Source organism: Frigoribacterium sp. CFBP9029, assembly GCF_034045305.1.
Classification (GTDB): domain Bacteria; phylum Actinomycetota; class Actinomycetes; order Actinomycetales; family Microbacteriaceae; genus Frigoribacterium.
In genome coordinates this window covers 92,314-116,899 of record NZ_JAXCWB010000007.1, presented here as the reverse complement: position 1 = coordinate 116,899, position 24,586 = coordinate 92,314, and the positions used below count along the sequence as shown (strand labels likewise).

Sequence of the window (24,586 nt, the reverse complement as noted above, 5' to 3'; positions counted from 1 at the left end):
CCTCGTCAGCTGACGACGGTCAGACGCTGGGTGGGGCGCGTCATCGCCACGTACAGGCTGGCGTTGCCCCGCTCGGCACCGGTCCGGATGCGCTCGGGGTCGACGACGACGACGGAGTCGAACTCGAGGCCCTTCGCGGTCGCTGGGCTGAGCACCGACACCGGCTTGGTCAGCGAGGCCGTGCCCGCGGCGACCAGGCCGGGCAGCGCCGCCGACAACGCGTCGACGAGCGTCGCGACGGCCTGCGCGGGGGCGACGACCGCGAGGGTCCCGTCGCCGTCGATCTCACGGTCGGCCCGGACGGCGTCGACCGTGGCGCGGACGAAGTCGTCTCTCGAGGAGGCGCCGGTCACCTCGAGCACCGGCCACTCGCTCGAGCGCACCGACCTGCTCGGGGTGATGCGCAGACCGGTCGCCTTCGCGACGTCCTCGGCGTACTGCACGATCTGCGTCGGGGTCCGGTAGTTGACCGTGAGCTCTTCGAGAGTCCATGGGGCGCTGGTCGGGGCCTCGGTACCGCGACGACGACGACCCAGGAGGCTCTGCAGGGCGCGGTCCCACGAGTCGGCCGACGCCGGGCTCGACGCCTGCGCGATGTCGCCGACGACGGTGAACGACCGCAGCGGGCACCGACGCGACAGCAGACGCCACTGCATCGGCGAGAGCTCCTGCGCCTCGTCGACCACCACGTGGCCGAAGGCCCAGGTGCGGTCGCCGGCCGCACGCTCGGCGGTCGTCATCGACGCGGCCCGCTCGGCGAACCCGCCCGCGATCTGCTCGGCCGACACCATGCCCTCGACGCCCATGTTCTCGATCGCGCGCTCGGCGTTCTCGATGTCGCGCTTGCGCTGCTGCTTGCGGGCCAGCTTGTCGGGGTCGACGCCGGCCTGGAACTCGCCGAGCAGCTCGGCCGCCTCGTCGAGGAGGGGGACGTCGGAGATCGTGAACTCCGAGCCGCGGGGGCGCTGCAGCAGGGCGCGCTCGGCGTGGCTCCAGCGCGGGGTCAACGACGCCAGCCAGTTCGGCCGGGCGTAGAGGTCTTCGACGAGCTTCTCGGCCGACAGTGGCATCCACGCCGTGTTCAGCAGCACCCGCACGTCGTACGACTGGCGGATGTCCTCGCGGAGCACCGCCTCGTCCGACTCGTCGACGGTCGTGCCGTGCTCGCGCATCTGAGCGACGAGCAACCGGGTGAGGGCCGACAGGGCGCCCTTGTTGAACGTGACGCGAGCCTCGTTGTGCGGCTTGCCCCGTTCTTGGGCACGACGCATCGCGTCGCCCACGAGGTCGGGCTGGACGACGAGGCGCTCGCCGTTGATGTCGATCGTCGTCGACTCGGTCGGGCGCACCTGCCGCGAGCGGACCGCGCGGCGGATCAGATCGGCCATCTCGGCGCGGCCCTTGACGGCCGCCGTCTCGGGCGCGTCGTCGAGCTGGGTCTCGAGACCGGGGTAGAGACCGCCGAGGCTCGACAGCACGACGCCGCTCTCGCCGAGCGACGGCAGCACCTGCTCGATGTACCGGAGGAACGACCGCGACGGGCCGACCACGAGCACACCCGCGCCGCGGAGGCGCTCGCGGTGCGAGTAGAGGAGGTACGCGGCGCGGTGCAGCGCGACGGCGGTCTTGCCCGTGCCCGGCCCGCCCTGGACGACGAGCACGCCGTCGAGAGGTGCGCGGATGATGCGGTCCTGCTCGGCCTGGATGGTCGCCACGATGTCGGTCATGCGCCCGGTGCGCTGCGCGGTGAGGGCGGCCATCAGCGCGCCCTCGCCCTGCAGCTGCACGTCGTCGCGGTCGAGCAGGTCGGGGTCGAAGACCTCGTCCTCGAGCCGGGTGACGGTGCGCCCGTCGAGGGTCAGGTGACGCCGGGCCCGCACGCCCTGCGGAGTCGCCGCGGTCGCCTGGTAGAAGGCGGCCGCACCCGGCACGCGCCAGTCGAGCAGGATCGGGTGGTGCGACCGGTCGCGGAGGCCGATGCGGCCGATGTAGCGGTACCGACCGCCCTCGCCGGCCTCGGCCGGGGCGTCGACGTCGCCGCTCTGACCGAGCTCGTCGGGCTCCTCCAGCTCGAGGCGCCCGAAGGCGAGCCGCTCGTCGACGGCGCCGAGCTGGGCGATCGTGTCCTCGTAGAGCCGCGCGTACGAGTCGCGCTCGCTGCGGCTCTGGTGATTGCCCCCGACGGTCTCGCGCCGCACGGTCTCGAGACGCCCTCGGGCGTCGGCTTTCAACTCGTCGAGTCGCGAGTAGAGCGTGCCCACGTAGGCGCGTTCGCGGTCCAGCTCAGAAGACAACAGTCACTCAACCCTTCGGGAAAGTCGGCGTGTCAGTCTACCTGCCGCCGGACGACCGAACGCCCCCGCCGGGTGGCTGGGGGCGCTCGGTCGACACGGCGGTGTGCCGGTCAGAACTCCTCGTGGGTCTCGGGGTCGCCGTCCCACAGCCGACCGCGCTCGAGGCCGCTGATGGCCTCGACCTCGGCCGCCGTCAGCTCGAAGTCGAAGACGTCGAGGTTCTCGCGCTGGCGACCGGGATCGGCCGACTTCGGCACCGGGACGGCGCCGAGCTGGACGTGCCAACGGAGCACGACCTGCGTCGGGGTCTTCCCGTGCGCGGCAGCGATGTCCGTGATGACCGTCTCGCTGAGCAGCTCGCTCTGCTTCGCGAGGGGGCTCCAGCTCTCGGTCACGATGCCCATCCGCTCGTGGACGGCCCGGAGGCCGGCCTGCGGGAAGTACGGGTGCAGCTCGATCTGGTTGACCGCCGGCACGACGCCGGTCTCGTCGGCCAGCCGCTGGAGGTGAGCCTCGGTGAAGTTCGAGACGCCGACGGACGAGACGAGGCCGTCCTCCTGCAGCTTCACGAAGGCGCGGAACGAGTCGACGTACTTGTCCACCCGCGGCAGCGGCCAGTGGATCAGGTAGAGATCGACCCGCTCGAGACCGAGGGTGCCGAGGCTCTCGTGGAAGCTCGCGATGGTCTCGTCGTAACCGTGGTGCCGACCGGGCAGCTTGGTCGTGATCACGAGCTCGTCGCGGGGCACGTCGACCCGTCGGACGGCCTCGGCCACGGCGTCTTCGTTGCCGTAGTTGAGCGCCGTGTCGATCAGGCGGTAGCCCGACTCGATGGCCGTGGCGATCTGCCCGGCGCCCTCGGCGCCGTTCATCCCGTACGTGCCGAGCCCGAGGCTCGGGAGGGTGCGACCGTCGTTCAACCCGACGGAGGGTGCCGAGGCCGCCGTCATCAGCTGACGCCGAGCAGGTCGATCACGAAGATGAGGGTCTTGCCCGAGAGCGAGTGACCGCCGCCGGCGGGACCGTACGCGAGGTGCGGGGGGAGGACGAGCTTGCGACGTCCGCCGACCTTCATGCCGGGGATGCCCTCCTGCCAGCCGAGCACGAGCGCCGCGAGCGGGAAGTTGATCGGCTCGCCGCGGCTCCACGACGAGTCGAACTCCTCGCCGGAGTCGTACTCGACGCCGAGGTAGTGCACGTTGACGGTCGAACCGGACTTCGCCTCGTCGCCGTCGCCGACGGTGATGTCGACGATCTGCAGCTCGGTGGGGGCGGGGCCCTCGGGGGCGTCGATCTCGGGCTTGATGCTGGGGTCGTGAGTCATACCGACCATCCAACCACCGACGGACCCGACCAGACGAAGGAGGGTCGACCGCTCGTGTCCTCCCTGCGAGGCTCGAGTGGTCGACCCACCGTCCGTTCGCACCGAGATCTGCTCATCGATGCGAACGAATGGACGATACCTCCGCTCCCGGGCCGCGCAAAATCGACGATGATGGAGTCTTGTCCACTCCTCCCGGCGCACCGCGACGACCGCTCTTCGTCGACCTGACGCCCCTCCGCGCGAGCCCCGCCTTCGCCCGGCTCTTCGTCGGCAACACCGTCAGCGGCATCGGCACGCAGCTCACCGTCGTCGCCGTCGGCCTCGAGGTCTACGACATCACCCGCTCGACCTTCGCCGTGGCCCTCGTCGGCGTGTTCTCGCTCGTGCCGATGATCGTGGCGGGCCTCTACGGCGGGATGCTCGCCGACGCGTTCGACCGCCGGAAGGTGGCCCTCGTCGCGGCCGTCTTCGCCTGGCTGTCGACGGCGGCGATCGCCCTGCACGCCTGGCTCGGGGTCCGCGAGGTCGCGCTGCTCTACCTGCTCGCCTGCGTCAACGCCGTCGCCGGGACGATGATCGCGACCTCGCGGGCGGCGATCGTGCCCCGCCTGCTGCCCACGCGCCTCCTCCCGGCCGCCGCAGCCCTCGGCGGCATCGGCACCGGCCTGATGCTGACCGTCGGCCCCGCTCTGGCCGGGGTGCTGGTCGCGGGGGTGGGGTTCCCGCTCACGTACAGCGTCGACGTCGTGCTCTTCTCCTTCGCATTCGTCGGCATCCTCACGCTGCCGCCCATCCGACCCGAGGGCGAGACCAGCCGACCCGGCCTGTCGTCGCTCGCCCAGGGCCTGCGGTTCCTGCGGAGCTCGCCGAACATCCGCACCACGTTCGTCGTCGACCTGATCGCCATGACCTTCGGACAGCCGCGGGTGCTGTACCCGGTCGTCGGCACCCTGGTGATCGGAGGAGGCGCGGTGACCGTCGGAGCCCTCACCGCCTCCTACGCCGTCGGCTCGCTGCTCAGCAGCGTGTTCTCCGGCCGTCTGGGGCAGGTGCGGCTGCAGGGCCGGGCGGTCAACCGCTCCATCGCGGTCTACGGCGCTTTCATAGCGGCCTTCGGGGTCGTCCTGGCGCTGACGCCGATGCGAGCGGGCGGCGCTCTCGGCGACGGTCTGGCCGACGCCCGACCGGTCGCCCTCGTCGCGGCCGCGATCGCCTTGGCCGGGGCGGGTGCGGCCGACAACGTCAGCTCGATCTTCCGCTCGACGATCCTGCAGGCCGCGGCGCCCGACTCGATGCGCGGGCGCCTGCAGGGGATCTTCATCGTCGTCGTCACCGGCGGGCCCCGCCTCGGCGACCTGTTCGTCGGACTCGTCGCCGCGGTCGGCGTCGCCTGGCCGCCGCTGCTCGGCGGAGCGCTCGTCGTCGTCCTGCTCGGGGTGGTGGCCCGGCTGACGCCGTCGTTCCGCCGTTACGACGCGACCGCGCCGACGCCCTGAAGGCGCGCGCGGCGGGACGACCGGCGCGGTCGGCGAGCGAGGTGCGCGGCCGTCACCACTGCGGAGGCAGCGGACGCCCCCACTGGTCGTAGTACACCGGCTGCCGCCCCCGGTCCGCGCCGTCGTAGCCGCTGCCCATCGGGCGCCCCGATCCGTCGACCCAGGGCGTGCCGTCGGGCCGCGGCGCGTGATCGGCGAACGCGGTGACGGGCGCCTGCAACGCGGCCCGGCTGGCGCCGAGCGCCTGCAGCAGCTCGGCCTCGTCGCGGCCGGCTACCGCGTCGCGCTCTCGGCGCCCCTTGAGCATCCGCTGCCGGGTCGACGCCAGCCGGGTGGCGTCCGACACGAAGCGCTTCATGGCGGGGCCGAGGCCGTTCGCCGCGGCCCAGCGGCGGGCGCGGCGACGCCCGGCGGAGGTCGAGAGCATGGCGACCTCGTCGGCGCTGAACCAGCCGACGGCCGCGTACTCGGCGAGGCGGGCGTGGGTGGTGCGGCGCTCGCTTCGGCGCAGGAAGATGACGAGCCCCACCATGGCCACGAAGATCGGCACCTGCACGAGCAGGTAGTAGGCGAAGAACGCCCCGCCGACGACGATGAGCGCGCCGTTCCAGAGGGCGTGCAGCGCGATGGCCGGGACGAGACCCGCGAAGAAGAAGCCGATGGCGCCGAACGGGCCCGTGCGGCGGACGGCGTAGCCGAGGGCGACGCCGGTGCAGGCCGTGTACATGACGTGGGCGAAGGGCGACATGATCGCCCGCACCAGGAACGTGAACACGAGCCCCTGACTGCCGGTCGCGAGGTCGTCGGCGACCTGCACGGCGAAGTACTGGATGTTCTCGACGAAGGCGAAGCCGGCCGCGACCGTGGCGGCGTAGACGATGCCGTCGACCGGGCCGTCGAAGTGGCGGCGGAAGATCCAGAGCACCAGCAGCACCCCGAACCCCTTGGCCGCCTCCTCGACGAGGGGCGCCTGCACGACCGCCCCGAAGAGATCGGCCGAGTCGCCGTCGGCGAGACCGAAGACCGCCCGGACGTTACCGACCACGATGTCGACCACGAGTGCGGTGCTCACGGCGACGGCGGCGCCCCAGAGGAACGCGAACAGCAGCGCGACCCGGGGCTCGGGCTCCCACCGGTCGACGAGCCAGATGCCGACCAGCACGATCGCGAGCGGCACGAAGGCGAGCAGCGCGCCGGCCGCGATCAGCGACGGGCGGAGGAAGATGAGGAAGTACACGACCACGGCGAGCGCGAACACCCCGATGACGGTGAACCCGACCGCGAGCGCCACCGTGCTCGCGACGCGGGGCCGAGGAGGCGCGGGTCGACTGAACACCGGCTGCACCGGGTACCACACCGGCTGCGGGTTCGGCGTGACGATCGACGACCTGGGGTGGTCGTGGCCGCGGGGATCGTTCCAGGTCATGCCTCGACCTTAGGGGCAGCCGGGATCGGCCGAGCTGCCGGGGCGGGTCACGGGCCGGCGGTATCCTCGGGGGATGTCGTCGACCCGGTCCCTGCCCGAGGACCCGACGATGCTCCGCTACGTCGTCATGCGGGTCTGGCACGACTTCCTCCGGCACCGCACGATCGATGCGGCGGCCTCGCTGACGTTCTTCGCCCTGCTCGCCCTGGTGCCCACGGCCCTGGCGCTCGTGTCGGGCGTCGCCCTGTTCGTCGACGACGGACGTGACGCGGTCGAGGAGATCCTCGTGGTCGCGAGGTACATCCTCACGCCGAACGCGGTCGAGTCGCTGCGCAGCCCGCTCGAGCAGATGCTGAGCCTGTCGAGCCCGGGGCTCGCGTTCGCCATCGGCCTGTGGCTGACCCTCTGGTCGCTGTCGGCCTACGCGACGGCGTTCGGTCGGGCGATGAACACCGCCTACGAGGTCGAGGAGGGGCGACGCATCTGGAAGTTCCGCGGCCACATGATGATCGTGACGCTCGTGCTGATGGTCTCGCTCGCGCTGATCGCGGTCATCCTGCTGGTGACCCCGACCCTCAGCGACGCGGTCGCCGGTCGTCTCGGCATCGGCCGCCCCTGGACGGACCTCTACAACGTGCTCAAGTGGCCGGTGCTGGTCGCCCTCGCCGTGCTGTCGGTGGCCGTCCTCTACTTCTTCACGCCGAACGTCCGACCGCCTCGCCTGCGCTGGGTGTCGTACGGCGCCATGGTGGCGCTCGGCGGCTGGGCGCTCGCGACCGCGGGCTTCGCGACCTACGTGCTGACGGTCTCCAACTACGACCGCTTCTACGGCTGGGTCGGCGGTGTCGTCGTCGTGCTGCTCTACGCGTACATCAGCAACTTCGTGCTGATCATCGGGGGCGAGCTCGACAGCGAGATCCTCCGCATGCGTCAGCTGCGGCGAGGGGTGAAGGCCGAGGAGGTCATCCCGCTGCCGATGCGCGACACGGCGCGCAATCACATCCTGGCTCGCAACCTCGCCTGGGACATCCGGGTCGGCAGGGCCATCCGCGAACGGTCGCTGCGCGAGAACGGCGGAGTGCTCGACCCGGACGAGCTGCGGCGGCTGCACCTGCGCTCCGAGCACGGGCAGGCGGCGGCAGACGCCGAGCGGGAGCACGCGGCGGAGCGCTCCGAGCAGACAGACACGACCAGCCACGCGCCCTCGACCCCCTGATCGGAAGGCTCCGGTCGGGAGGCTCCGGTCGGGAGGCTGGTGTCCCCAGGAGGCGCGGTGCTGGTCCGACCGGCACCGCGCCTCCTTCGCCGCCGTCGCCTCCGGCCTGCCGCGCCCGCCTCAGCCGGCGGTCTCGTCGGCGGGGTTGCGCGCCCCGGCCGAGTTGGCCGCCCGGGCCACCGCCGCGGCGGGGTCGTCGACGTCGATGATCGGGATCGAGCTCGTGACGGCCTCGAGCCCCGAGAGGCGCGCGGGCGACAGGACCTTCTGCACCTGCGCCTCGCTCATGAGGCCCGCGGCGACGACGAGCGCCGAGATGGAGCCGTTCGTGGTCAGCGCCGTGTGGGCGATCGCCGCGGCGGCCGCGTAGCCGATGTAGGGCGTGAGCGCCGTGACGCTGCCGACGTTGGTGTCGACCTGCTGGCTGAGCCGCGCGCGGTTGGCCTCGATGCCGTCGACGCAGTTGACCCGGAGCGTGCGGCAGGCGTAGGTCATCCACTGCAGGCTCTGCATCACCGAGTGCGTGATGACCGGTTCGAAGGCGTTCAACTGCAGCTGACCGGCCTCGGCCGCCATCGTGACGGTGAGGTCGGCCCCGGCCACCGAGAACGCGACCTGGTTGACGACCTCGGGGATCACGGGGTTGACCTTGCCGGGCATGATCGACGAGCCCGCCTGGCGGGGCGGCAGGGTGATCTCGCCGAGGCCCGCCTGCGGCCCGGACGACAGCAGCCGCAGGTCGTTGCAGATCTTCGAGAGCTTGATGGCGCTGCGCTTGAGGGCGCCCATCAGCGTCATGAAGACGCCCGTGTCGCTCGTCGCCTCGATGAGGTCGGGTGCGGTGACGAGGTCCATGCCCGACAGCTCGCCGAGGTGGCGGCGGACGGCTTCGGCGTACTGCGGGTCGGCGGTGATCCCGGTGCCGATGGCGGTCGCGCCCAGGTTGATCTCGCCGAGCAGCGGCACGACGTCGCGCAGCCGCTGCACGTCTTCGCCGAGGGTGTGGGCGAAGCCGACGAACTCCTGGCCGAGGGTCATCGGCACGGCGTCCTGCAGCTGGGTGCGACCGACCTTCAGCACGTCGTGGAACTCGGCGCCCTTCGTCGCGAACGACGTCGCCAGCAGGTCGAGCTCGTCGAGCAGGCGGCGGAGCGTCAGCACCATGCCGATCTTGATCGACGTCGGGTACGTGTCGTTCGTGCTCTGGCTGCGATTGACGTCGTCGATCGGGTGCAGCCGCGCGTAGTCGCCCTTCGCGTGACCGAGCAGCTCGAGCGCCCGGTTCGCGATGACCTCGTTGCTGTTCATGTTGGTCGACGTGCCGGCGCCGCCCTGGATGACCCCGACCGCGAACTGGTCGTGCAGCGCCCCGCCGCGGATCTCGACGCACGCGCGTTCGATGGCCTCGGCCTTGGTGCGGTCGAGCACGCCGATCTCGACGTTGGCGCGGGCCGCCGCCTGCTTGACGAGCGCGAGGGCGATGACGAGGTCGGGGTAGACCGAGATCGGCCGTTGCGAGATCGGGAAGTTCTCGAGCGCGCGAGACGTGTGGATGCCCCAGTAGGCGTCTGCGGGGACCTCCCGACTGCCCAGCGAATCGGTCTCGGTGCGGGTGGCTGCTGCTGTCTCGTGCGTCACGGGTGGTGCGCCTCCGGTCGTCAGTCGGGCCCGGTCGTCGTCGATCGGGCGGTGACCACGACTGTACCGGCGCGGGCCCTCGCGGGGCGGCGGGCCGAGGAGGCGCGGGTCGGCTCGACCCGCGCCGGTTCAGCTGTGGAGGGCGGGCACGATCAGGTAGATGCCGAACAGGACGCCGAGCGCGCAGACCACGAAGCAGGCGTAGCCGCCGATCGTGCGCACCCGCGCGCGGTCGTCGACGGCGAGCAGGCGCAACCCGAACGAGTAGAGCGACACCAGGGCGGCGGCGGAGAAGAGCGCGACGAGCGCCACCACGACGAATGCGGACCAGTCGATCATCAGCGCACCTCGTCGTCGGTGGTGGAGCCGCTGCGCGTCGCGGCGGGAGCCGGTGGATCGTCCATCCGGACGAACGGCGCCTCGACACCGGCCGCCGGCGTGTCGACGCGTCCGCGGCGGTCGGCCCGGCGGGCCCGACGCCGCGAGAGGACGGACGTAGCGGCGACGTCGACCTCGATGGCCGAGCCCTGGTCGTGCGGCCGACGGCGCGAGACGACGAAGATCCCGGCGATGACCGTGGCACCGACGACGGCGTCGATCACGAGGCCGGGGAGACCCCACGACGCGATGAACGCGGCGACGGCGCCCACGGCGGCGGACGCCGGGAGCGTGATGAACCAGGCGACGACGATCTTGCCGGCCGTGCCCCACTGGATCTTCGAGCCGCGGCGGCCGAGACCGGCGCCGATGATGGAGCCGCTGGCGACCTGCGTCGTGGACAGGGCGAAGCCGAGGTGGCTCGACGCGAGCACGGTGGCCGTCGTGGACGCCTCGGCCGAGAAGCCCTGCGTGGGCTTGACCTCGGTGAGACCGCCTCCCATGGTCTGGATGATGCGCCAGCCCCCGGTGTAGGTGCCCAGCGCGATGGCGAACGCGCAGACCACGACGACCCAGAACGGCGGGCCCGAGTCGGGGGCGAGCAGGCCGCCCGCGATCAGCGTCAGGGTGATGACGCCCATGGTCTTCTGCGCGTCGTTCGTGCCGTGCGCCAGGGCGACCAGCGACGAGGTGAAGATCTGGCCGTAGCGGAACCCGCCCCGCTCGCTCTTGTCGTCGCGCCGTCGGGTGATCGTGTACGCCAGGCGCGTCGCCGTGTACCCGACCACCCCGGCGATGAGCGGAGCGAGCAGCGCCGGCAGCACGACCTTCGACAGGACGACGCCGAAGTCGACCGAGCCGAGCCCGGCGCCGACCAGCGCGGCTCCGATCAGGCCGCCGAAGAGCGCGTGCGACGAGCTGGACGGCAGACCGCGCAGCCAGGTGAACATGTTCCAGACCACGGCGCCGATCAGCCCGGCGAAGATCATCTCGGGGGTGATCAGGACTCCCCCGTCGCCCTCCCGGATGATGCCGCCCGAGACGGTCTTGGCGACCTCGGTGCTGAGGAACGCGCCGACGAGGTTCAGCACCGCGGCCACGGTGACCGCGACCCGGGGCTTCATCGCCCCGGTGGCGATCGGCGTCGCCATCGCGTTCGCGGTGTCGTGGAACCCGTTGGTGAAGTCGAAGAAGAGGGCCACCGCGATGACCAGGACGACGATGAGCGTGATATCCACCGGCTGAGTGTCACAGCTGGGTGAACGGCGGTCAACTCGGAGGTGGCCGGGAGGTGTCTCGCGGGCGGTGCCGAGCGGTGGTCGTCGGTCGTCAGACGTGCGGCACGAACTCCTGCCAGGCACGGCGGCGCTCGCCCCGGGGATCGTGCTCGACGCGGTCGCGCACGTCGATGATCAGGGTCCGACGCCGGAACGGGTCGTAGGTGGGCCAGCCCTCGACCGACCCCGTGCGGACGAACTCGAGCCACCGTGCGCGGGTCCGGGCCGAGGCCCGCACGAACGCACGACGCCCGCCGAGCAGGCTGAGCGCCCAGCCGAACGGGGAGCGCATCCGGTCGTACACGCCCCAGAGCTCGAGCCCGTGAAACGCGTCGAGACCCGCGACCCGCAGGATCCGCGTGGTCGCGTCGAACCGGTAGAAGCGGACGGGCTGGTGCACCGCGTGCCGCTCGGCCACCTTGACGCTCGGGAACCAGAACGCGAAGTCCCCGCCGAAGTCGAGGGCGGCGGGGCGCGACGGGAGCCCCGGGTAGTGCTTCTTGATCTCGCGTCGCGACTTCTTCTTCGTCGCCGCGAAGATCGCCCGGATGCGCGGCTTGGTCGTGGCGAGGATGTCGCGTCGCCCCGTGAAGACCGAGCCCTCGCGGTCGTTCGTCCCGATGATCAGCGGCACGGGATGCGCCCGCCCCGCCTTGAACGCGTCGAGCGGGCGTTCGGGCAGGAACCCGCCGTCGATGACGGGGCTGAAGCAGATCGTGCCCGGGTCCTCGTCGGGGATCCTCAGCTGCAGCTGACTCGCGGCCCGGACGATCGCCCCGGTCGGCGCGACGGCGAGCAGCTCGGCCGCGTCGTCGACCGAGGTCGACTCGAGGTCGTCGTCCCGCAGGGCGTGGGTGAGGATCTCGAGGAACTCCCCCGCCCAGCGCCGGGTGACTTCGGGCGGGTAGACGGCGTTCGGCGGCGAGCTCTGAGCGATCACCCCGGCGAACAGCCCGCGAGCGCGCGGCACCGTCATGAGCGTCGTCACGGCGTTGCCGCCCGAGCTCTCGCCCGAGAGCGTCACGCGATCGGGGTCGCCGCCGAACGACCGGATCGCGTCGCGGATCCACTCGAGGGCGGCGACCTGGTCGCGCAGCCCGAGATTGGACTCGAGCGGGCGCTCGGGGGTGGCCCAGTGCGTGAAGTCGAGGTAGCCGAACGCGCCCAGCCGGTAGTTGAAGCTCACGTAGACGACGCCGCCCTCGCGGACGAGCGTCTCGCCCTGCCTCGGGTGCTCGCGCGACGAACCGACGCTGTACGCGCCTCCGTGCACGAAGACCAGCACGGGCAGGTCGTCTCCCGCGGCGCTGCCGTCGGGCGCGATCACGTTGATCGTGAGGCAGTCCTCGCTGAGCGGCGTCGTGGCGTCGACGCCGACGAACTGCACTCTGTCCTGCGGGGCGGCGGGCCCGAACCGGGTCGCGTCGCGGACGCCCGTCCAGCCCGGGGCGGGCTCGGGGGCTCGGAACCGGAGGGGCCCGACAGGAGGCGCGGCATAGGGGATCCCGCGCCACGCGACGATGCCGCGCTCGCGGAGTCCGCGGACGGACCCCTGCGGGGTCGTTCGGACGAGGTCGTCGGCGGGGGCGCTCACCCGACGATGCTACGAGGGCGGAGGCGCCGGTTCGGCCGCGTTCATCCGACGTTCTCCTAGCGGCGCGCTGACAGGATGGAGGCATCTCCTTGCAGTCGCTGCATCCGACGCGGCTGCCCGACACGACGGGACGGTCGCCTCCGCATGGAACTCGCCGAGCTGCTGATCATCCTCACGGGCTCTCTGATCGTCACCGCCTTCGCCCGCTGGCGCGGCCTGCCGGCCCCGTTGCTGACCGTCGGCGTCGCACTGCTCGTCTCGTTGATCCCCGGTGTGCCCGACGTCGAGATCGACTCGGAGCTGATCCTGACCGTGGTGCTGCCGCCGCTGCTCTACTCGGCCGCCCTCGACGTGTCGCTGCTCAACTTCCGCGAGAGCCGGGCCCAGATCGCCCGGCTGGGCGTCGGCGCCGTCGTCGTCACCGCCTTCGCCGTGGGCGGCGTGGCGTACCTGATGATCCCCGACATGACCCTGCCGGCCGCACTGCTCGTCGGGGCCGTGGTCGCGCCTCCTGACGCGGTGTCGGCCGCCGCCATCGGGCGGAGGCTCGGCCTGCCCCGCAAGGTGATGACCGTGCTGTCGGGCGAGAGCCTCATCAACGACGCCGCGTCGCTGACGCTCGTGAAGGTGTTCCTCGCCATCGTCGGCGGGGCCAGCCTCACGGTGTGGGACGACCTCGGCATCTTCGCTCTGGCGATCGGGGTGGGGGTGGCCGTCGGTCTCGTGCTCGGCTTCGTCGCGCACCGGGTGCGGATGCGCATCGACGACCCGGTCATCGAGAACGTCATCGGACTGCTCCTGCCGTTCGTCGCCTACATCACGGCGGAGGAGCTCGGCGGATCGGGCGTGCTCGGCGTCGTCGCCGCCGGGCTCTACGTCGGCTTCAACTCGCCGCGGACGGGCTACGCGACCCGGCTGCAGGAGCGCCCGTTCTGGTCGGCGGCGGACGTCGTCCTCGAGGGCTTCGTCTTCGCCCTCATCGGGCTGCAGCTGCGGGCCGTGGTGCTCGACGTCGCCGACAGCGAGCGGGGTCTGGGGCAGAGCGTCGGGGTCGCGCTCGCCGTGCTCGCGGTCGTCGTGCTCGTCCGCCCCGTGTTCGTCTTCGGCAGCCACTACGCCGCGCGCGCCGCCCGCTACGTGTTCCTGTCGCCTCTGCTGCGGAGGCTCCGCAGGGTGCCCGCGCTGCGGAGGGCCCGGGCCGCGCCCGCTCTCCGCGCGGTCCGCTACCGGCCGCAGCCCCGGATGGACTGGCGGCAGCTCACGGTCATCTCGTGGACGGGCATGCGCGGCGTGGTGACGCTGGCCGCGGCCGTGTCGATCCCCGCCGTCACCCAGTCGAGCATCGCGGTTCCGGCCCGCGACACGATGTTCCTGATCGCGTTCATCGTGACCGTAGGGACCCTGCTGATCCAGGGGCTGACCCTGCCCGTCGTGATCCGGGCCCTCGGGGTCCGCGACGAGACCCAGCGCGACCGCGACCTCGCCGCCGAGCTCGAGATCTTCGCGACCAGCACGGAGGAGACGATGGCGTACGTCGAACGCCGCCGACCCGTGTGGGAGGAGCGCTGGGGCGCGGAGCTCACCGACCGCGCCGTCCGCTCGACCACCACGCGCCTGCTGCGTCAGAACGAGGCCCTGCAGCGCACCGCGGTCGACGACGCCGACGAACGCGAGGCGAACGGCCCGACGGACGACCAGGCCCGCAGGAGGCGCGAGGCACCGCACGCGATCGGCACCATCCGTCGGGAGCTGCTGGCCAAGCGTCGCGAGGTCGTGCTCCGCGAACGCGACGCGGGCAACCTCGACGAGGAGGTCATGCGGCGGGTGCTGCTCGGGCTCGACGCGGAGGAGCTCGCCATGGACACCTCGGCGCTCGCCAGCACGAGGTCCTGAGGGGGTCGACGGGCGGAGACCGCGGCGTACCCTGGAGGACGGCGGACGAGGCGAGAGCAGGCGGCAGTGACGGACACGACGGCGGGATCGACGACGGGCGGATCGGCGGGAGGCGCGGCGGACGACGGCGCGGGCGGCGCGGATCGAGCCGGTCGGACCGGGCCCGGCCGCTTCCGTCGGTGGTACTCGACCCTCCACCCGTCGCTGCAGCTGATCGGGCTGCAGCTCTGGCTGCCGCTGTTCTTCATCGTCGGCTTCTGCCTCTGCTACATCGCGGCGTTCCATGCGCCGCATCCGCACGACGTGCCGGTGGCGATCGTCGGCTCGTCGTCCGAGCTGCAGACGACCCTCGACGAGCGGCTGCCCGGCGCGATCGAGCTGCGCTCGTACGACGACGTGGCGGAGGCGCGGTCGGCGGTCACGAGCGGTCGCGTGGCGGTCGCCTACGATCCGGGCGACGACGCCCTCTACACGGCGAGCGCGCACCAGTACCAGGTCGCCGCCCTGATCCCGGCCATGCTGACGCCGGTGATCGAGGCGGAGGGGGCGGCGGCGCCCGCGGTGACCGACCTCGCCCCGCTGCCCGCCTACGACGAGTACGGCACGGTCTCGCTCTACCTGATGCTCGCCTGGTGCATCGGCGGCTACATGGTCGCCATGTTCATCGGGCTGATGGGCGCGCCGCTGCGTCACCGCACCCGCACGACCGTGATCGTCGTCGGCGGGGCGGTCATCTCGCTGATCACGAACGTCCTGGCCGGGCCGGTGGTCGGCGCCGTGCAGGGTCACTTCCTCGAGCTCTTCCTGCTGGGCTGGGGATGGATCATCGCGATCGGCCTCGCCGTCAACGGCATCAGCTACTTCGTCGGTCGGTTCGTCGCCCTGCCCGCGATGATCGTCTTCGTCTTCCTGTCGATGCCGGCCTCGGGCGGGGCCTACCCGTCGTGGTTCATGCCCCAGCCGTTCGCCTGGCTGAACAACGTCGTGGTGGGCAGCGGCATCACCGAGATGCTGAAGCGGGCCCTCTACGACGTCGGCCCCGGCTACGGTCGCGGACTCACGATGATGCTGGCCTACGCGGTCGCGGGGGTCGTGCTGATGGTCACCGGCAAGAAGTGGTGGGAGCGACGTCGGATCCGCCGCATCGTGACGGGTCGCACGACCATGTTCGCGGACGCCCAGAACGCGAACCGCGACTTCCTGGTCGCCGAGCGCGACGAGGTGCTGCGACGCCACGGGCTCGTCTCGACCGACACCGGCACGATCAACACCGTCGGCGTCGACGAGCGCGGCGACCTGGACGACGGCACATCGGGCGACATGTTCCTCGGTTCGCCCGGCGGCCTCGAAGACGACACCCTCGACACGCGGCCGATCCCGACGAGACCCCGCCGGTAGGCTGAGCGGTCGTGAACCGATCCGCCCTGCACCGCCTGCTCGTCGCGGTCGTCGTCGTCCTGCTGGTCGCCGCCGCCGCCCTCTACGTCCTGAGCGTCACGCTCGCACCGGGCGGCCGTGACGTCGCCGGTCTCTTCGTGGGCTACGCGTGGGGCGCGGTCGTGCTGGCCGTGCTGGTCGGCGTGGTCGACTTCTTCGTCCGCTCGAGCGGCTCCCGGTCGCACCGCGGCGAGCGCTGACCCCGGCCGATCAGGCGGACGGAGCGCCGACGGGCGGCACGCCGTCGGGCAGAGGCCGATCGGAGGCGACGCTCGCGAGGTCCTCGCCGAAGGTGAACTCGTGCGAGACGGCGCCGCCGGCGAGCACGGCCGGGAGCCACGCGCGCGCGTCGCTCCACATCTCGTCGAGCGGCAGATCGTCGAGCGCGAACCAGGCGGGGGCGAGCTCGTCGCTCTCGACGGGCTCGCCCGACCAGCGCGTCGTGACGAACACCGTCGAGCGCTGACTCCACGACTCGCGGTGCGGGAACAGATAGAGCAGATCCCCGCGGCGGTCGAGGTCGCCCGGCTGCACGACCACGCCCGCCTCCTCCGCGATCTCGCGGACGATCGCGTCGAGCGCCGACTCCCCCGCCTCGAGCTTGCCGCCGAGACCGACGTACCGCCCCGTGCCGAGACCGCGCTTCTTACGACCGAGCAGCACCTCCGTCCGCCCCTCGACCCTGCGGAGGAGGTAGGCGACGCACACTCGGTAGACCATGCGCCGAGGCTAGCGGCCCCGCGACCGTCGAGGCGCTCGCGCGTAGGCTCGTCCGCATGCCCGAGACACCCGACGCGCCCCGAGGGGGCGTGCCCGAGTTCCGTGGGACCGGTCGCAGCCTCGAGGTGCTGCGGGCCGAGGCGCACGACGAGCTCGCGGCCCTGATCGAGCTCCGGTGCCGCAACGGCGAGGACCCGTGGGACGTCATCCCCGGTCTGCCCACCGTCGACGAGCAGGTCGTCATCTCGATCCGCGCCGCGGCGCGAGGCGTCGACGGGGTGCCCGTCGCGGGCGGGCTGGGCACGACCGACGAGCTGAGGTTCCTCCGGACGGTCGCGCTCTGGCACCCCGAGCTGTCGCGCGCCGTGTGGTCGCTGATGGGCCGGATCGACGCCGCTTCGCACTGAGCGCCCACCGCGGCCTTCAGTAGGGTTGGCGGATGGCTTCCGTCCCCGCGCCCCGTGCTCCGAAGAGACCCGTCACTCGCAGCCACCACGGCCACGACTTCGTCGACGACTACGAATGGCTGAGGGCGAAGGAGGACCCGGAGGTCCTCGCGCATCTCGAGGCCGAGAACGCCCACACGACCGCCGAGACCGCGCATCTCGCGGGTCTCCGCGAGACCGTGTTCGACGAGATCAGGAGCCGCGTCCAAGAGACGGACCTCGGCGTCCCCGTCCGTGAGGGCTCGTGGTGGTACTACTCGCGGACGGCCGAGGGCTCGCAGTACGGCATCCACTGCCGGGCGCCCATCGCGGGCCCCGACGACTGGACTCCCCCGGTCTTCGGCGCCGACCGCCCCGCCGAGGGCGAGCAGGTCCTCCTCGACGGCAACGTCGAGGCCGACGGACACGACTTCTTCTCGCTCGGCAGCTTCGACGTCTCCCCCGACGGCCGACTGCTGGCCTACGCGGTCGACACCGAGGGCGACGAGCGCTACACCCTGCGGATCCGCGACCTCGAGTCCGGCTCCGACCTGGACGACGAGATCGCCGACACCGCCCCGGGCGCCCTCTTCGACGCCACCGGTCGCTACGTCTTCTACCCCACGGTCGACGAGTCGTGGCGCCCCGACACCATCTGGCGTCACGAGGTCGGCCGGGCGGCCGACGACGTCACCGTCTTCACCGAGCCCGACGACCGCTACTGGATCGGCGTGGGCCTGACCCGCAGCCGCCAGTACCTCGTGATCGACATCGGCTCCAAGATCACCAGCGAGACCTGGCTGCTCGACTCGAGCGACCCGACGGGCGAGTTCCGCGTCGTGTGGCCGCGCCGCGAGGGCGTCGAGTACGAGGTCGAGCACGCGATCGTCGCGGGCAGCGACCGCCTCCTCGTCGTCCACAACGACGGCGCCGAGAACTTCGAGCTGGTCGACGTGCCGGCCGACGACCCCACCTCGACCACCGACCGCCGCGTGATCATGCCGCACCGCGCCTCCGTCCGGCTCGAATCGGTCGACGCGTTCGCCGGCCATCTGGTCGTCGAGTACCGTCGCGATGCGCTGCCCCGCTTCGCGGTCGTCCCGCTCGACGCCGACGGCTACGGCGACGTGACCGAGGTCGCGTTCGACGAGCCGCTCTTCGCCGCGGGCGTCGGCGGCAACCCCGAGTTCGCCCAGCCCACCGTCCGATTCGGCTACACCTCGTTCGTCACCCCGTCGACCGTGTACGACCTCGACGTGCGCACCGGCGAGCGTCGCCTGCTCAAGCGGCAGAACGTGCTCGGCGGCTACGACCCCGCCGACTACGAGCAGTCGCGCGAATGGGCCACCGCGGCCGACGGCACGCGCGTGCCCGTGTCGCTGGTCTGGCGCCGCGACGCCGTGCCGACCTCGGGCCCCTCGCCTGTCCACCTCTACGGCTACGGCTCGTACGAGCACAGCATCGACCCCGGCTTCAGCGTCGCCCGTCTGTCGCTGCTCGACCGTGGCGTCGTCTTCGCCGTGGCGCACGTGCGCGGCGGCGGCGAGCTGGGTCGCGCCTGGTACGAAGGGGGCAAGACGCTGACGAAGAAGAACACGTTCACCGACTTCGTGGACGTCGCCGACCACCTCATCGCCGAGGGCCGCACCACGCCCGAGCTGCTCGTCGCCGAGGGCGGCAGCGCGGGCGGCCTGCTGATGGGCGCGGTCGCCAACCTCGCGCCCGACCGCTTCGCGGGGATCGTCGCCGCCGTGCCCTTCGTCGACGCGCTCACGAGCATCCTCGACCCCGATCTGCCCCTCACGGTGATCGAGTGGGACGAATGGGGCGACCCGCTGCACGACGCCGAGGTCTACGAGTACATGCGCGGCTACAGCCCCTACGAGAACGTGCGCGAGGGCGTCGCCTACCCGCGCATCCTCGCCGTGACCTCGCTCAACGACACCCGCGTGCTCTACGTCGAACCCGCCAAGTGGGTCGCCCGGCTGCGCGACGTCGGCGCGCCCGTGCTGCTGAAGACCGAGATGTCGGCCGGGCACGGCGGCGTGAGCGGTCGCTACGAGTCGTGGCGCGAGCGCGCCGTCGAGATCGCGTGGATCCTCGACGTGCTCGGTCGCGCCTAGGCGGCCGTCGGCAGGTCAGCCCTCGGCCCCGAGGCCCCTCGCCAGCTTCGACCGCGACGACGAGACGACGGCCCCGGCGGCGAGGACACGCTGCTCGACCGCGTCGAGCAGACCCTCGCCCGGCTCGCCGTCGACACCCGGCGCGAGCTCGACCTCCCACTCGCGCCAGCGACGCTCGGCGCCCGACGCGAGTCGCGTCGCGGTGACCACGTCGTCGGCGACCTCGGCGAGGGCCGAGTCGTCGTCTGCCAGCAGCATCAGCACCGAGCGGTTCGTCGCCAGCCGGAGCACGGGGCGCACCGAGCGCCCGTCGAGCACGCCGGCGACGAGTGCCAGCAGGTCAGCGGGCACCGGCTCGTCGGCGGATCCGAGCGGCCAGTGCACCTCACGACGGCCCGTCGTGCCGGCCTGCGGCGGCAGCTTGAGGTGCCAGCCCTCGTCGCCTCCGCCCTCTCGCCTCCTCAGGGTCGTCCGGGCGGCGACGAGCGCGTGGTCGTCGGTGTCCCAGTAGGTCGCCACCAGCTCGACGGCGGGTCGCGGCTCGGTGCGCCCGACGACGAGCCCTCCCCCGGCGACCCCGCCCAGGTCGGGGACGACGGCCGTCTGGTCGACGTCGTACTTGCGCTCGATCTCGGTCTGCTCGGTGCGGCTCATGCCTCCAGTTGTAGCCGGTCGCCGGGTGCGGGGCGAGCGGCCCGGCCCGTGAAGGAGGCGGGACGACGTCGTCGAGCCGCGCGCGCCTCCTCGGGGGCTCGCCGCGCCTCCTCTGCCACGCCGCCTCGGGGGCTCGCCCCGCGCCTCCTCGGCCACGCCGCCTCGGGGGCTCGCGCCGCGCTTCCTCGGCCGGGCGGGCGTAGGGTCGTCGCATGAGCGACGTGGCACCGAGTCTGGCCGGATGGATGGCGCGACAGCGCTGGTACGCGACGAAGGGGCGGACGCCCGCGTTGCGGGTCATCGGGTCGTACGAATCGGATCTCGGCGAGGCGCTCGCCCTGACGCTGCTGATCATCGACGAGGCCGGCGACACCCCCGTGCTGTACCAGGTGCCGCTGGTGAGCCGCGACGCACCGCTCCCCGGCGGCGACGCGGCCTTCATCGGCTCGGCCGACGGCCGCTACCTCTACGACGGGCCGCACGACCCCGCCTACGCCCGCGAGCTGCTCCGCACGATGACCGACGAGGCCCGCATCGACGGCGCCGACGTGGCCGTCGAGGGCACCCGCATCGTCGACCCCGGCACGGTGCGGCGCTCGCGCGTGCTGTCGGGCGAGCAGTCGAACACCTCGATCATCTACGACGTCGAGGGCGGGCCGGTCGAGCACGTGATCGCCAAGGTCTTCCGCGTGCTGCACCACGGCGACAACCCCGACGTCACCACCCAGGCGTCGCTGACCCGCGGCGGCTCGACCCACGTGCCGTCGTCGTTCGGCTCGCTGCGCGCCACCTGGACCGACCCGGGCCGAGACGGCGGGACCGCCACCGGGCACCTCGCGTTCTCGCAGGAGTTCCTGCCCGGGCTCGACGACGCCTGGCGCGTCGCGCTCGCGGCCGCGGCGGCCGGGACCGACTTCACCGCCGAGGCGCACGACCTCGGCGTGGCCGTCGCCGAGATGCACGCCACCCTCGCCGTCGAGCTCGGCAGCGTCGCCGCGGGGCCCGACGAGATCGACGGCGCCCTCGTCAGCATGCGCCGGCGCATCGCCACGGCGGCCCGAGAGGTGCCCGAGATCGCCGAGCACGAAGCCGCCATCTCGCGCGTCTACGACGCGGCCGGTCATCTCGCCTGGCCCGACCTGCAGCGCATCCACGGCGACCTGCACCTCGGACAGGCGCTGCTGTCGCCCGAGCGCGGCTGGATGCTGATCGACTTCGAGGGCGAGCCGCTGCGCCCCATGCCCGAGCGCTCGCGCCCCGACCTGCCGATCCGCGACATCGCCGGGATGCTGCGCTCGTTCGACTACGTCGCCGGGTCGCTCGCCCACGAGTCGACGCCGGTCGACGCGCGCGACTGGGCCCACGACGCCCGCAAGGCCTTCGTCGACGGCTACATCGCATCGTCGGGTGTCGACATCCGCGCGGCCCGCGCACTGCTCGACGCCTTCGAGATCGACAAGGCCGTGTACGAGGCGATCTACGAGAGCCGCAACCGGCCCGACTGGATCAGCATCCCGCTGACCGCGGTCGCCCGCCTGGCCGCGCGGAGCACGCCCGCCGCCGGCTGACGGTCGCGCCTGCCGAGCCGAGCCGAGGAGGCGCGGTGCCGGCCGTCGAGCACCGGCACCGCGCCTCCTGACGTAGCAAACGAAGTGACGCGAAGCGGCGCCTCGGCTCACCCGAAGGGGCCCTTCGAGTCACCTCGATGCACAGGGGGCCGCGGCCCCTGCAACGAAGTGACGCGAAGAGGCGCCTTTGAGTCCCGAAAGGGCCGTTTCGAGTCACATCGATGGGGGGCGGACGCGGGGCGCGGGGCGGCGCGGCGCCTGGGCTCGCCAGAGCGCCCGTTCGAGCCACCTCGATGCGCTCGGGCCACCTCCCCCGAAACGAGGTGACTCGAAACAGCGCTTCGACGCCCCGGAGGGGTCGTTTCGAGTCACCTCGACGCGGCGCGGCGCGCGGCGCGCGCCTACGGCCGGGGGATGTTGCGCAGGTTCGACCGGGCCATCGCGACGGCCTCCCCCGCGCCGCCGTTCATGACGATCTTCGACAGGGCGAGCGAGAACCCCTTGACTTGAGCGCCGCTGATCGTCGGCGGCAGAGACAGCGCCTTCGGGTCGGTGGCGATGTCGACGAGGGCGGGTCCGTCGTGCTCGAACGCCGCCTCCAACGCCGTGCGGAGATCGCGCGGGTCGTCGACGTGCACCGCGTGGATGCCGATCGCCCTCGCGACGGCCGCGTAGTCGGTGTACGGCACGTCGACGCCGAAGTCGGGCAGCCCGTCGACGAGCATCTCGAGCTTGACGAGCCCCAGCGTGCTGTTGTTGAACACGACGATCTTCACCGGCAGCCGGTACATCTGCGCCGTGACCAGCTCGCCCATCAGCATCGACAGCCCGCCGTCGCCCGAGATCGACACGACCTGCCGCTCGGGGAACGCCATCTGCGCTCCGAGCGCATGCGGCAGCGCGTTCGCCATCGACCCGTGCAGGTACGACCCGAAGATGCGGCGCTCGGGCGTCGAAGTGATGTACCGGGCGGCCCAGACGTTGCCCATGCCGGTGTCCGCGGTGAAGATCGCGTCGTCGGCGGCGACCTCGTCGAGCAGCGAGGCCGCGTACTCGGGGTGGATCGGCCGCATCCCCTCGACGTCCTTCGTGTAGGCGCCGACGACGCCCGACATCAGCCGGTCGTGCTTCTTGAGGGTCTTCTCGAGGAACCTCCGGCTCCTCTTGCGGCGGACTAGGGGCATCAGCGCACGGAGGGTCGGCGCGATCGCCCCGTGGACGGGCACGTGCACGTCGGCCCGACGACCGATCACCTCGGCCTTGACGTCGACCTGCGCGATCGTCACCTCGTCGCCGTCCGGCAGGAACTGCGGGTACGGGAAGTCCGTGCCGAGCAGCACGAGCAGGTCGGCGTCGTGGATGCCCGCGTGGGCCGCCCCGTAGCCGAGCAGCCCGGTCATGCCGACGTCGAACGGGTTGTCGTACTGGATGACGTCCTTGCCGCGCAGACTGTGCCCGATCGGCGCGCCGATCAGGTCGGCGAGCTCGATGATCTCGTCGTGCGAGCCCCGACCGCCCTCGCCGACGAACAGCGCCACCGTCTTCGCCCGGTTGATGGCATCCCCCAGAGCCTCGACGTCCGCGGCGGCGGGGACGAGCTCGGCGGCCCCGACGGTCACGGGGGCGGGCACGCGACCGGCGGCGTCCAGCTCGGCGACGTCTCCGGGCAGCGTGATCACGCTGACTCCCTCGCCCGCCAGGGTGTGGCGGATCGCCGACGCGACGACGCCGGGCGACTGCGGCGCCGTCGAGATCATCTCGCTGTAGCCCGAGCACTCGACGAAGAGTCGGTCGGGGTGGGTCTCCTGGAAGTACCCCGAGCCGATCATCGTGCTCGGGATGTGACTCGCGATCGCCAGGACCTTCGCCCGGCTGCGATGGGCGTCGTAGAGACCGTTGATCAGGTGCAGGTTGCCGGGGCCGCACGACCCCGCGCAGACGGCCAGCTCGCCGCTCATCTGCGCGTCGCCGGAGGCCATGAACGCGGCGGCCTCCTCGTTGCGGACGTGCACCCAGTCGATGCCGCCCTTCGCCGACCCCCCGGTCCGCCGGACGGCGTCGACGATCGGGTTGAGGCTGTCGCCGACGATGCCGTAGATGCGCCGGACCCCGGCGGAGACGAGCTGGGCGATGATCTGATCGGCGACCGTGTCGGCCATGGGGTTCCTCCTCGTGGTGTGCCTGATGCGGCTCCCAGCCAACTCCCCCGCCGCTCACCGGCGACCAGGCTTAGGCTCGGGTCATGAGTGACACCGCCACCGCCTACGTCCCCGCCGCCGGATCGATCACGATGTTCAGCACCTCGTGGTGCGGCTACTGCGCCCGCCTCAAGCAGCAGCTCGGCAAGCAGGGCATCGCCTACACCGAGGTGAACATCGAGGAGGTCCCCGGCACCGCCGAGATCGTCCAGAGCGTCAACGACGGCAACCAGACCGTGCCGACGATCATCTACCCCGACGGCTCGACGGCCACGAACCCGTCGCTCGCCGACGTGCAGGCGAAGCTCGGACTGTAACCGCGCCTCCTTCGCCATCCCGACGGACCGACGGCTGCCTCGCATCGATGCGAGGCAGCCGTTCGTCATGCCGCGGGCGGACCCGACCGGAGCCGAGGAGGCGCGGTGCGGGCCCTGCGGATCAGCTCTGCGCGCGCGGGGCGAAGAACTCGATCTGGTTGCCGTCCGGGTCCTTCACCATGAGGGCGTGACCGAAGTCGGCGTCCTGCAGGTCGGACTCGATGCCGGCCGCCGTGGCCTGCTCCTGCCAGGCGACGACGCCGTCGCGGTCGGCGACGGCGAGACCGATGTGGTCGAGCCCGGGGGTGGTCGGGTTCGAGACGTCGGCCGAGCCGTGCGTGTAGGCGGTCACGCCGAGGATCTGCCCGTTGCCCACCGGGAACAGGTGGCGGTCGAGGCCGTCGAGCTGGATGCGGCCGACGGGCTCGGCGCCGAGCAGCTTCTCGTAGAACGGCAGGCTCGTGTCGAGGTCGGACACGGTGATGGCGACGTGGGCGTAGCCCTGGATCTCGGGCATGGTGTGCTCCTAGGGGTCGAGTGCGGGTTCAGGATCCACTGAACCCGCGCTCTCTGGGAGGCGACCCCCGCACTGCGCGCAGGGGACAGCG

General features: G+C 72.1%; 21 protein-coding genes. 9 read left to right on the top strand and 12 right to left on the bottom strand.

Annotated elements, in window-relative coordinates; translation table 11 throughout:
• Positions 1-5: 5 nt before the first annotated feature.
• The 3 genes from SOM11_RS10905 to SOM11_RS10895 form a co-directional block, all read right to left on the bottom strand.
• Positions 6-2,297 carry a HelD family protein gene (locus tag SOM11_RS10905; protein ID WP_320478055.1) on the bottom strand — a complete coding sequence of 764 codons (2,292 nt, stop codon included), beginning with the start codon at positions 2,295-2,297 and terminating at the stop codon, positions 6-8.
• A gap of 107 nt (positions 2,298-2,404) precedes the next feature.
• Positions 2,405-3,244 (bottom strand): aldo/keto reductase, encoded by an 840-nt coding sequence (locus SOM11_RS10900; RefSeq protein WP_320478011.1) that lies wholly within the window; start codon positions 3,242-3,244, stop codon positions 2,405-2,407.
• Positions 3,244-3,618 carry an FKBP-type peptidyl-prolyl cis-trans isomerase gene (locus tag SOM11_RS10895; protein ID WP_243213800.1) on the bottom strand — a complete coding sequence of 125 codons (375 nt, stop codon included), beginning with the start codon at positions 3,616-3,618 and terminating at the stop codon, positions 3,244-3,246. The genes SOM11_RS10900 and SOM11_RS10895 overlap by 1 nt, the downstream gene beginning before the upstream one ends.
• 179 nt (positions 3,619-3,797) lie before the next feature.
• On the opposite strand from SOM11_RS10895, the gene SOM11_RS10890 reads away from it, so the two are divergent.
• Positions 3,798-5,114 (top strand): MFS transporter, encoded by a 1,317-nt coding sequence (locus SOM11_RS10890; protein ID WP_243213801.1) that lies wholly within the window; start codon positions 3,798-3,800, stop codon positions 5,112-5,114.
• A 52-nt stretch (positions 5,115-5,166) separates the two neighbouring features.
• Here SOM11_RS10890 and SOM11_RS10885 read toward each other — a convergent pair whose 3' ends face one another.
• Complete coding sequence (locus SOM11_RS10885) at positions 5,167-6,540, bottom strand: PrsW family intramembrane metalloprotease (protein WP_320478010.1); 1,374 nt, start codon at positions 6,538-6,540, stop codon at positions 5,167-5,169.
• Positions 6,541-6,613: 73 nt separating this feature from the next.
• On the opposite strand from SOM11_RS10885, the gene SOM11_RS10880 reads away from it, so the two are divergent.
• The gene (locus SOM11_RS10880; RefSeq protein ID WP_320478009.1) at positions 6,614-7,756 is read left to right on the top strand and encodes a YihY/virulence factor BrkB family protein; all 1,143 of its coding nucleotides are present in this window, start codon (positions 6,614-6,616) and stop codon (positions 7,754-7,756) included.
• Positions 7,757-7,876: 120 nt separating this feature from the next.
• On the opposite strand, the gene SOM11_RS10875 is transcribed toward SOM11_RS10880, so the two are convergent.
• The 4 genes from SOM11_RS10875 to SOM11_RS10860 form a co-directional block, all read right to left on the bottom strand.
• A complete protein-coding gene (locus SOM11_RS10875) occupies positions 7,877-9,394 on the bottom strand; it encodes an aspartate ammonia-lyase (RefSeq protein WP_192060104.1) in 1,518 nt (505 codons plus the stop codon).
• Positions 9,395-9,523: 129 nt separating this feature from the next.
• On the bottom strand, positions 9,524-9,733 hold the full coding sequence (locus tag SOM11_RS10870; RefSeq protein WP_320478008.1) for a hypothetical protein: 210 nt from the start codon (positions 9,731-9,733) through the stop codon (positions 9,524-9,526).
• Positions 9,733-11,010, bottom strand: a complete 1,278-nt coding sequence (locus SOM11_RS10865; RefSeq protein ID WP_192060099.1) for an inorganic phosphate transporter — start codon at positions 11,008-11,010, stop codon at positions 9,733-9,735. Before SOM11_RS10865 ends, SOM11_RS10870 begins: the two co-directional genes overlap by 1 nt.
• Before the next feature lie 91 nt (positions 11,011-11,101).
• Complete coding sequence (locus SOM11_RS10860) at positions 11,102-12,643, bottom strand: carboxylesterase/lipase family protein (RefSeq protein WP_320478007.1); 1,542 nt, start codon at positions 12,641-12,643, stop codon at positions 11,102-11,104.
• A 144-nt stretch (positions 12,644-12,787) separates the two neighbouring features.
• Here SOM11_RS10860 and SOM11_RS10855 point away from each other — a divergent pair, with 144 nt between their 5' ends.
• The 3 genes from SOM11_RS10855 to SOM11_RS10845 all read left to right on the top strand — a co-directional run bounded on the left by SOM11_RS10855 (position 12,788) and on the right by SOM11_RS10845 (position 16,173).
• Positions 12,788-14,536 (top strand): cation:proton antiporter, encoded by a 1,749-nt coding sequence (locus SOM11_RS10855; RefSeq protein ID WP_192060095.1) that lies wholly within the window; start codon positions 12,788-12,790, stop codon positions 14,534-14,536.
• 66 nt (positions 14,537-14,602) lie between these two features.
• Positions 14,603-15,934, top strand: a complete 1,332-nt coding sequence (locus tag SOM11_RS10850) for an ABC transporter permease (protein WP_320478006.1) — start codon at positions 14,603-14,605, stop codon at positions 15,932-15,934.
• Between the two features lie 11 nt (positions 15,935-15,945).
• The gene (locus SOM11_RS10845) at positions 15,946-16,173 is read left to right on the top strand and encodes a hypothetical protein (RefSeq protein WP_192060091.1); all 228 of its coding nucleotides are present in this window, start codon (positions 15,946-15,948) and stop codon (positions 16,171-16,173) included.
• Between the two features lie 10 nt (positions 16,174-16,183).
• Here the strand turns inward: SOM11_RS10845 and SOM11_RS10840 are convergent, their stop codons facing one another.
• Positions 16,184-16,693 carry an 8-oxo-dGTP diphosphatase gene (locus tag SOM11_RS10840; protein WP_320478005.1) on the bottom strand — a complete coding sequence of 170 codons (510 nt, stop codon included), beginning with the start codon at positions 16,691-16,693 and terminating at the stop codon, positions 16,184-16,186.
• A gap of 56 nt (positions 16,694-16,749) precedes the next feature.
• Between SOM11_RS10840 and SOM11_RS10835 the strand changes: the two genes are divergently transcribed.
• Together SOM11_RS10835 and SOM11_RS10830 are read left to right on the top strand one after the other, a co-directional pair.
• A complete protein-coding gene (locus tag SOM11_RS10835; protein WP_320478004.1) occupies positions 16,750-17,100 on the top strand; it encodes a hypothetical protein in 351 nt (116 codons plus the stop codon).
• Positions 17,101-17,132: 32 nt separating this feature from the next.
• On the top strand, positions 17,133-19,241 hold the full coding sequence (locus SOM11_RS10830; RefSeq protein ID WP_320478003.1) for a S9 family peptidase: 2,109 nt from the start codon (positions 17,133-17,135) through the stop codon (positions 19,239-19,241).
• A 15-nt stretch (positions 19,242-19,256) separates the two neighbouring features.
• Here the strand turns inward: SOM11_RS10830 and SOM11_RS10825 are convergent, their stop codons facing one another.
• Positions 19,257-19,895: a CYTH domain-containing protein gene (locus tag SOM11_RS10825; RefSeq protein WP_192060082.1), complete on the bottom strand. Its 639-nt coding sequence runs from the start codon at positions 19,893-19,895 to the stop codon at positions 19,257-19,259.
• Between the two features lie 212 nt (positions 19,896-20,107).
• On the opposite strand from SOM11_RS10825, the gene SOM11_RS10820 reads away from it, so the two are divergent.
• Positions 20,108-21,463: a maltokinase N-terminal cap-like domain-containing protein gene (locus tag SOM11_RS10820; protein WP_320478002.1), complete on the top strand. Its 1,356-nt coding sequence runs from the start codon at positions 20,108-20,110 to the stop codon at positions 21,461-21,463.
• Positions 21,464-21,864: 401 nt separating this feature from the next.
• Here SOM11_RS10820 and SOM11_RS10815 read toward each other — a convergent pair whose 3' ends face one another.
• A complete protein-coding gene (locus SOM11_RS10815; RefSeq protein ID WP_320478001.1) occupies positions 21,865-23,622 on the bottom strand; it encodes a pyruvate dehydrogenase in 1,758 nt (585 codons plus the stop codon).
• 83 nt (positions 23,623-23,705) lie between these two features.
• Between SOM11_RS10815 and SOM11_RS10810 the strand changes: the two genes are divergently transcribed.
• Positions 23,706-23,978, top strand: coding sequence for a mycoredoxin (locus tag SOM11_RS10810; RefSeq protein ID WP_055794805.1), 273 nt, complete (start codon positions 23,706-23,708; stop codon positions 23,976-23,978).
• 121 nt (positions 23,979-24,099) lie between these two features.
• Here SOM11_RS10810 and SOM11_RS10805 read toward each other — a convergent pair whose 3' ends face one another.
• Positions 24,100-24,495 carry a VOC family protein gene (locus tag SOM11_RS10805; RefSeq protein ID WP_320478000.1) on the bottom strand — a complete coding sequence of 132 codons (396 nt, stop codon included), beginning with the start codon at positions 24,493-24,495 and terminating at the stop codon, positions 24,100-24,102.
• Positions 24,496-24,586 lie beyond the last annotated feature (91 nt).

Excerpts from the sequence above, each read along its gene's own strand:
- SOM11_RS10900 (WP_320478011.1), bottom strand. The coding sequence starts at position 3,244 with ATGACGGCGGCCTCGGCACCCTCCGTCGGGTTGAACGACGGTCGCACC.
- SOM11_RS10895 (WP_243213800.1), bottom strand. The coding sequence starts at position 3,618 with ATGACTCACGACCCCAGCATCAAGCCCGAGATCGACGCCCCCGAGGGC.
- SOM11_RS10885 (WP_320478010.1), bottom strand. The coding sequence starts at position 6,540 with ATGACCTGGAACGATCCCCGCGGCCACGACCACCCCAGGTCGTCGATC.
- SOM11_RS10880 (WP_320478009.1), top strand. The coding sequence starts at position 6,614 with ATGTCGTCGACCCGGTCCCTGCCCGAGGACCCGACGATGCTCCGCTAC.
- SOM11_RS10870 (WP_320478008.1), bottom strand. The coding sequence starts at position 9,733 with ATGATCGACTGGTCCGCATTCGTCGTGGTGGCGCTCGTCGCGCTCTTC.
- SOM11_RS10855 (WP_192060095.1), top strand. The coding sequence starts at position 12,788 with ATGGAACTCGCCGAGCTGCTGATCATCCTCACGGGCTCTCTGATCGTC.
- SOM11_RS10840 (WP_320478005.1), bottom strand. The coding sequence starts at position 16,693 with ATGGTCTACCGAGTGTGCGTCGCCTACCTCCTCCGCAGGGTCGAGGGG.
- SOM11_RS10835 (WP_320478004.1), top strand. The coding sequence starts at position 16,750 with ATGCCCGAGACACCCGACGCGCCCCGAGGGGGCGTGCCCGAGTTCCGT.
- SOM11_RS10830 (WP_320478003.1), top strand. The coding sequence starts at position 17,133 with ATGGCTTCCGTCCCCGCGCCCCGTGCTCCGAAGAGACCCGTCACTCGC.
- SOM11_RS10825 (WP_192060082.1), bottom strand. The coding sequence starts at position 19,895 with ATGAGCCGCACCGAGCAGACCGAGATCGAGCGCAAGTACGACGTCGAC.
- SOM11_RS10820 (WP_320478002.1), top strand. The coding sequence starts at position 20,108 with ATGAGCGACGTGGCACCGAGTCTGGCCGGATGGATGGCGCGACAGCGC.
- SOM11_RS10815 (WP_320478001.1), bottom strand. The coding sequence starts at position 23,622 with ATGGCCGACACGGTCGCCGATCAGATCATCGCCCAGCTCGTCTCCGCC.
- SOM11_RS10810 (WP_055794805.1), top strand. The coding sequence starts at position 23,706 with ATGAGTGACACCGCCACCGCCTACGTCCCCGCCGCCGGATCGATCACG.
- SOM11_RS10805 (WP_320478000.1), bottom strand. The coding sequence starts at position 24,495 with ATGCCCGAGATCCAGGGCTACGCCCACGTCGCCATCACCGTGTCCGAC.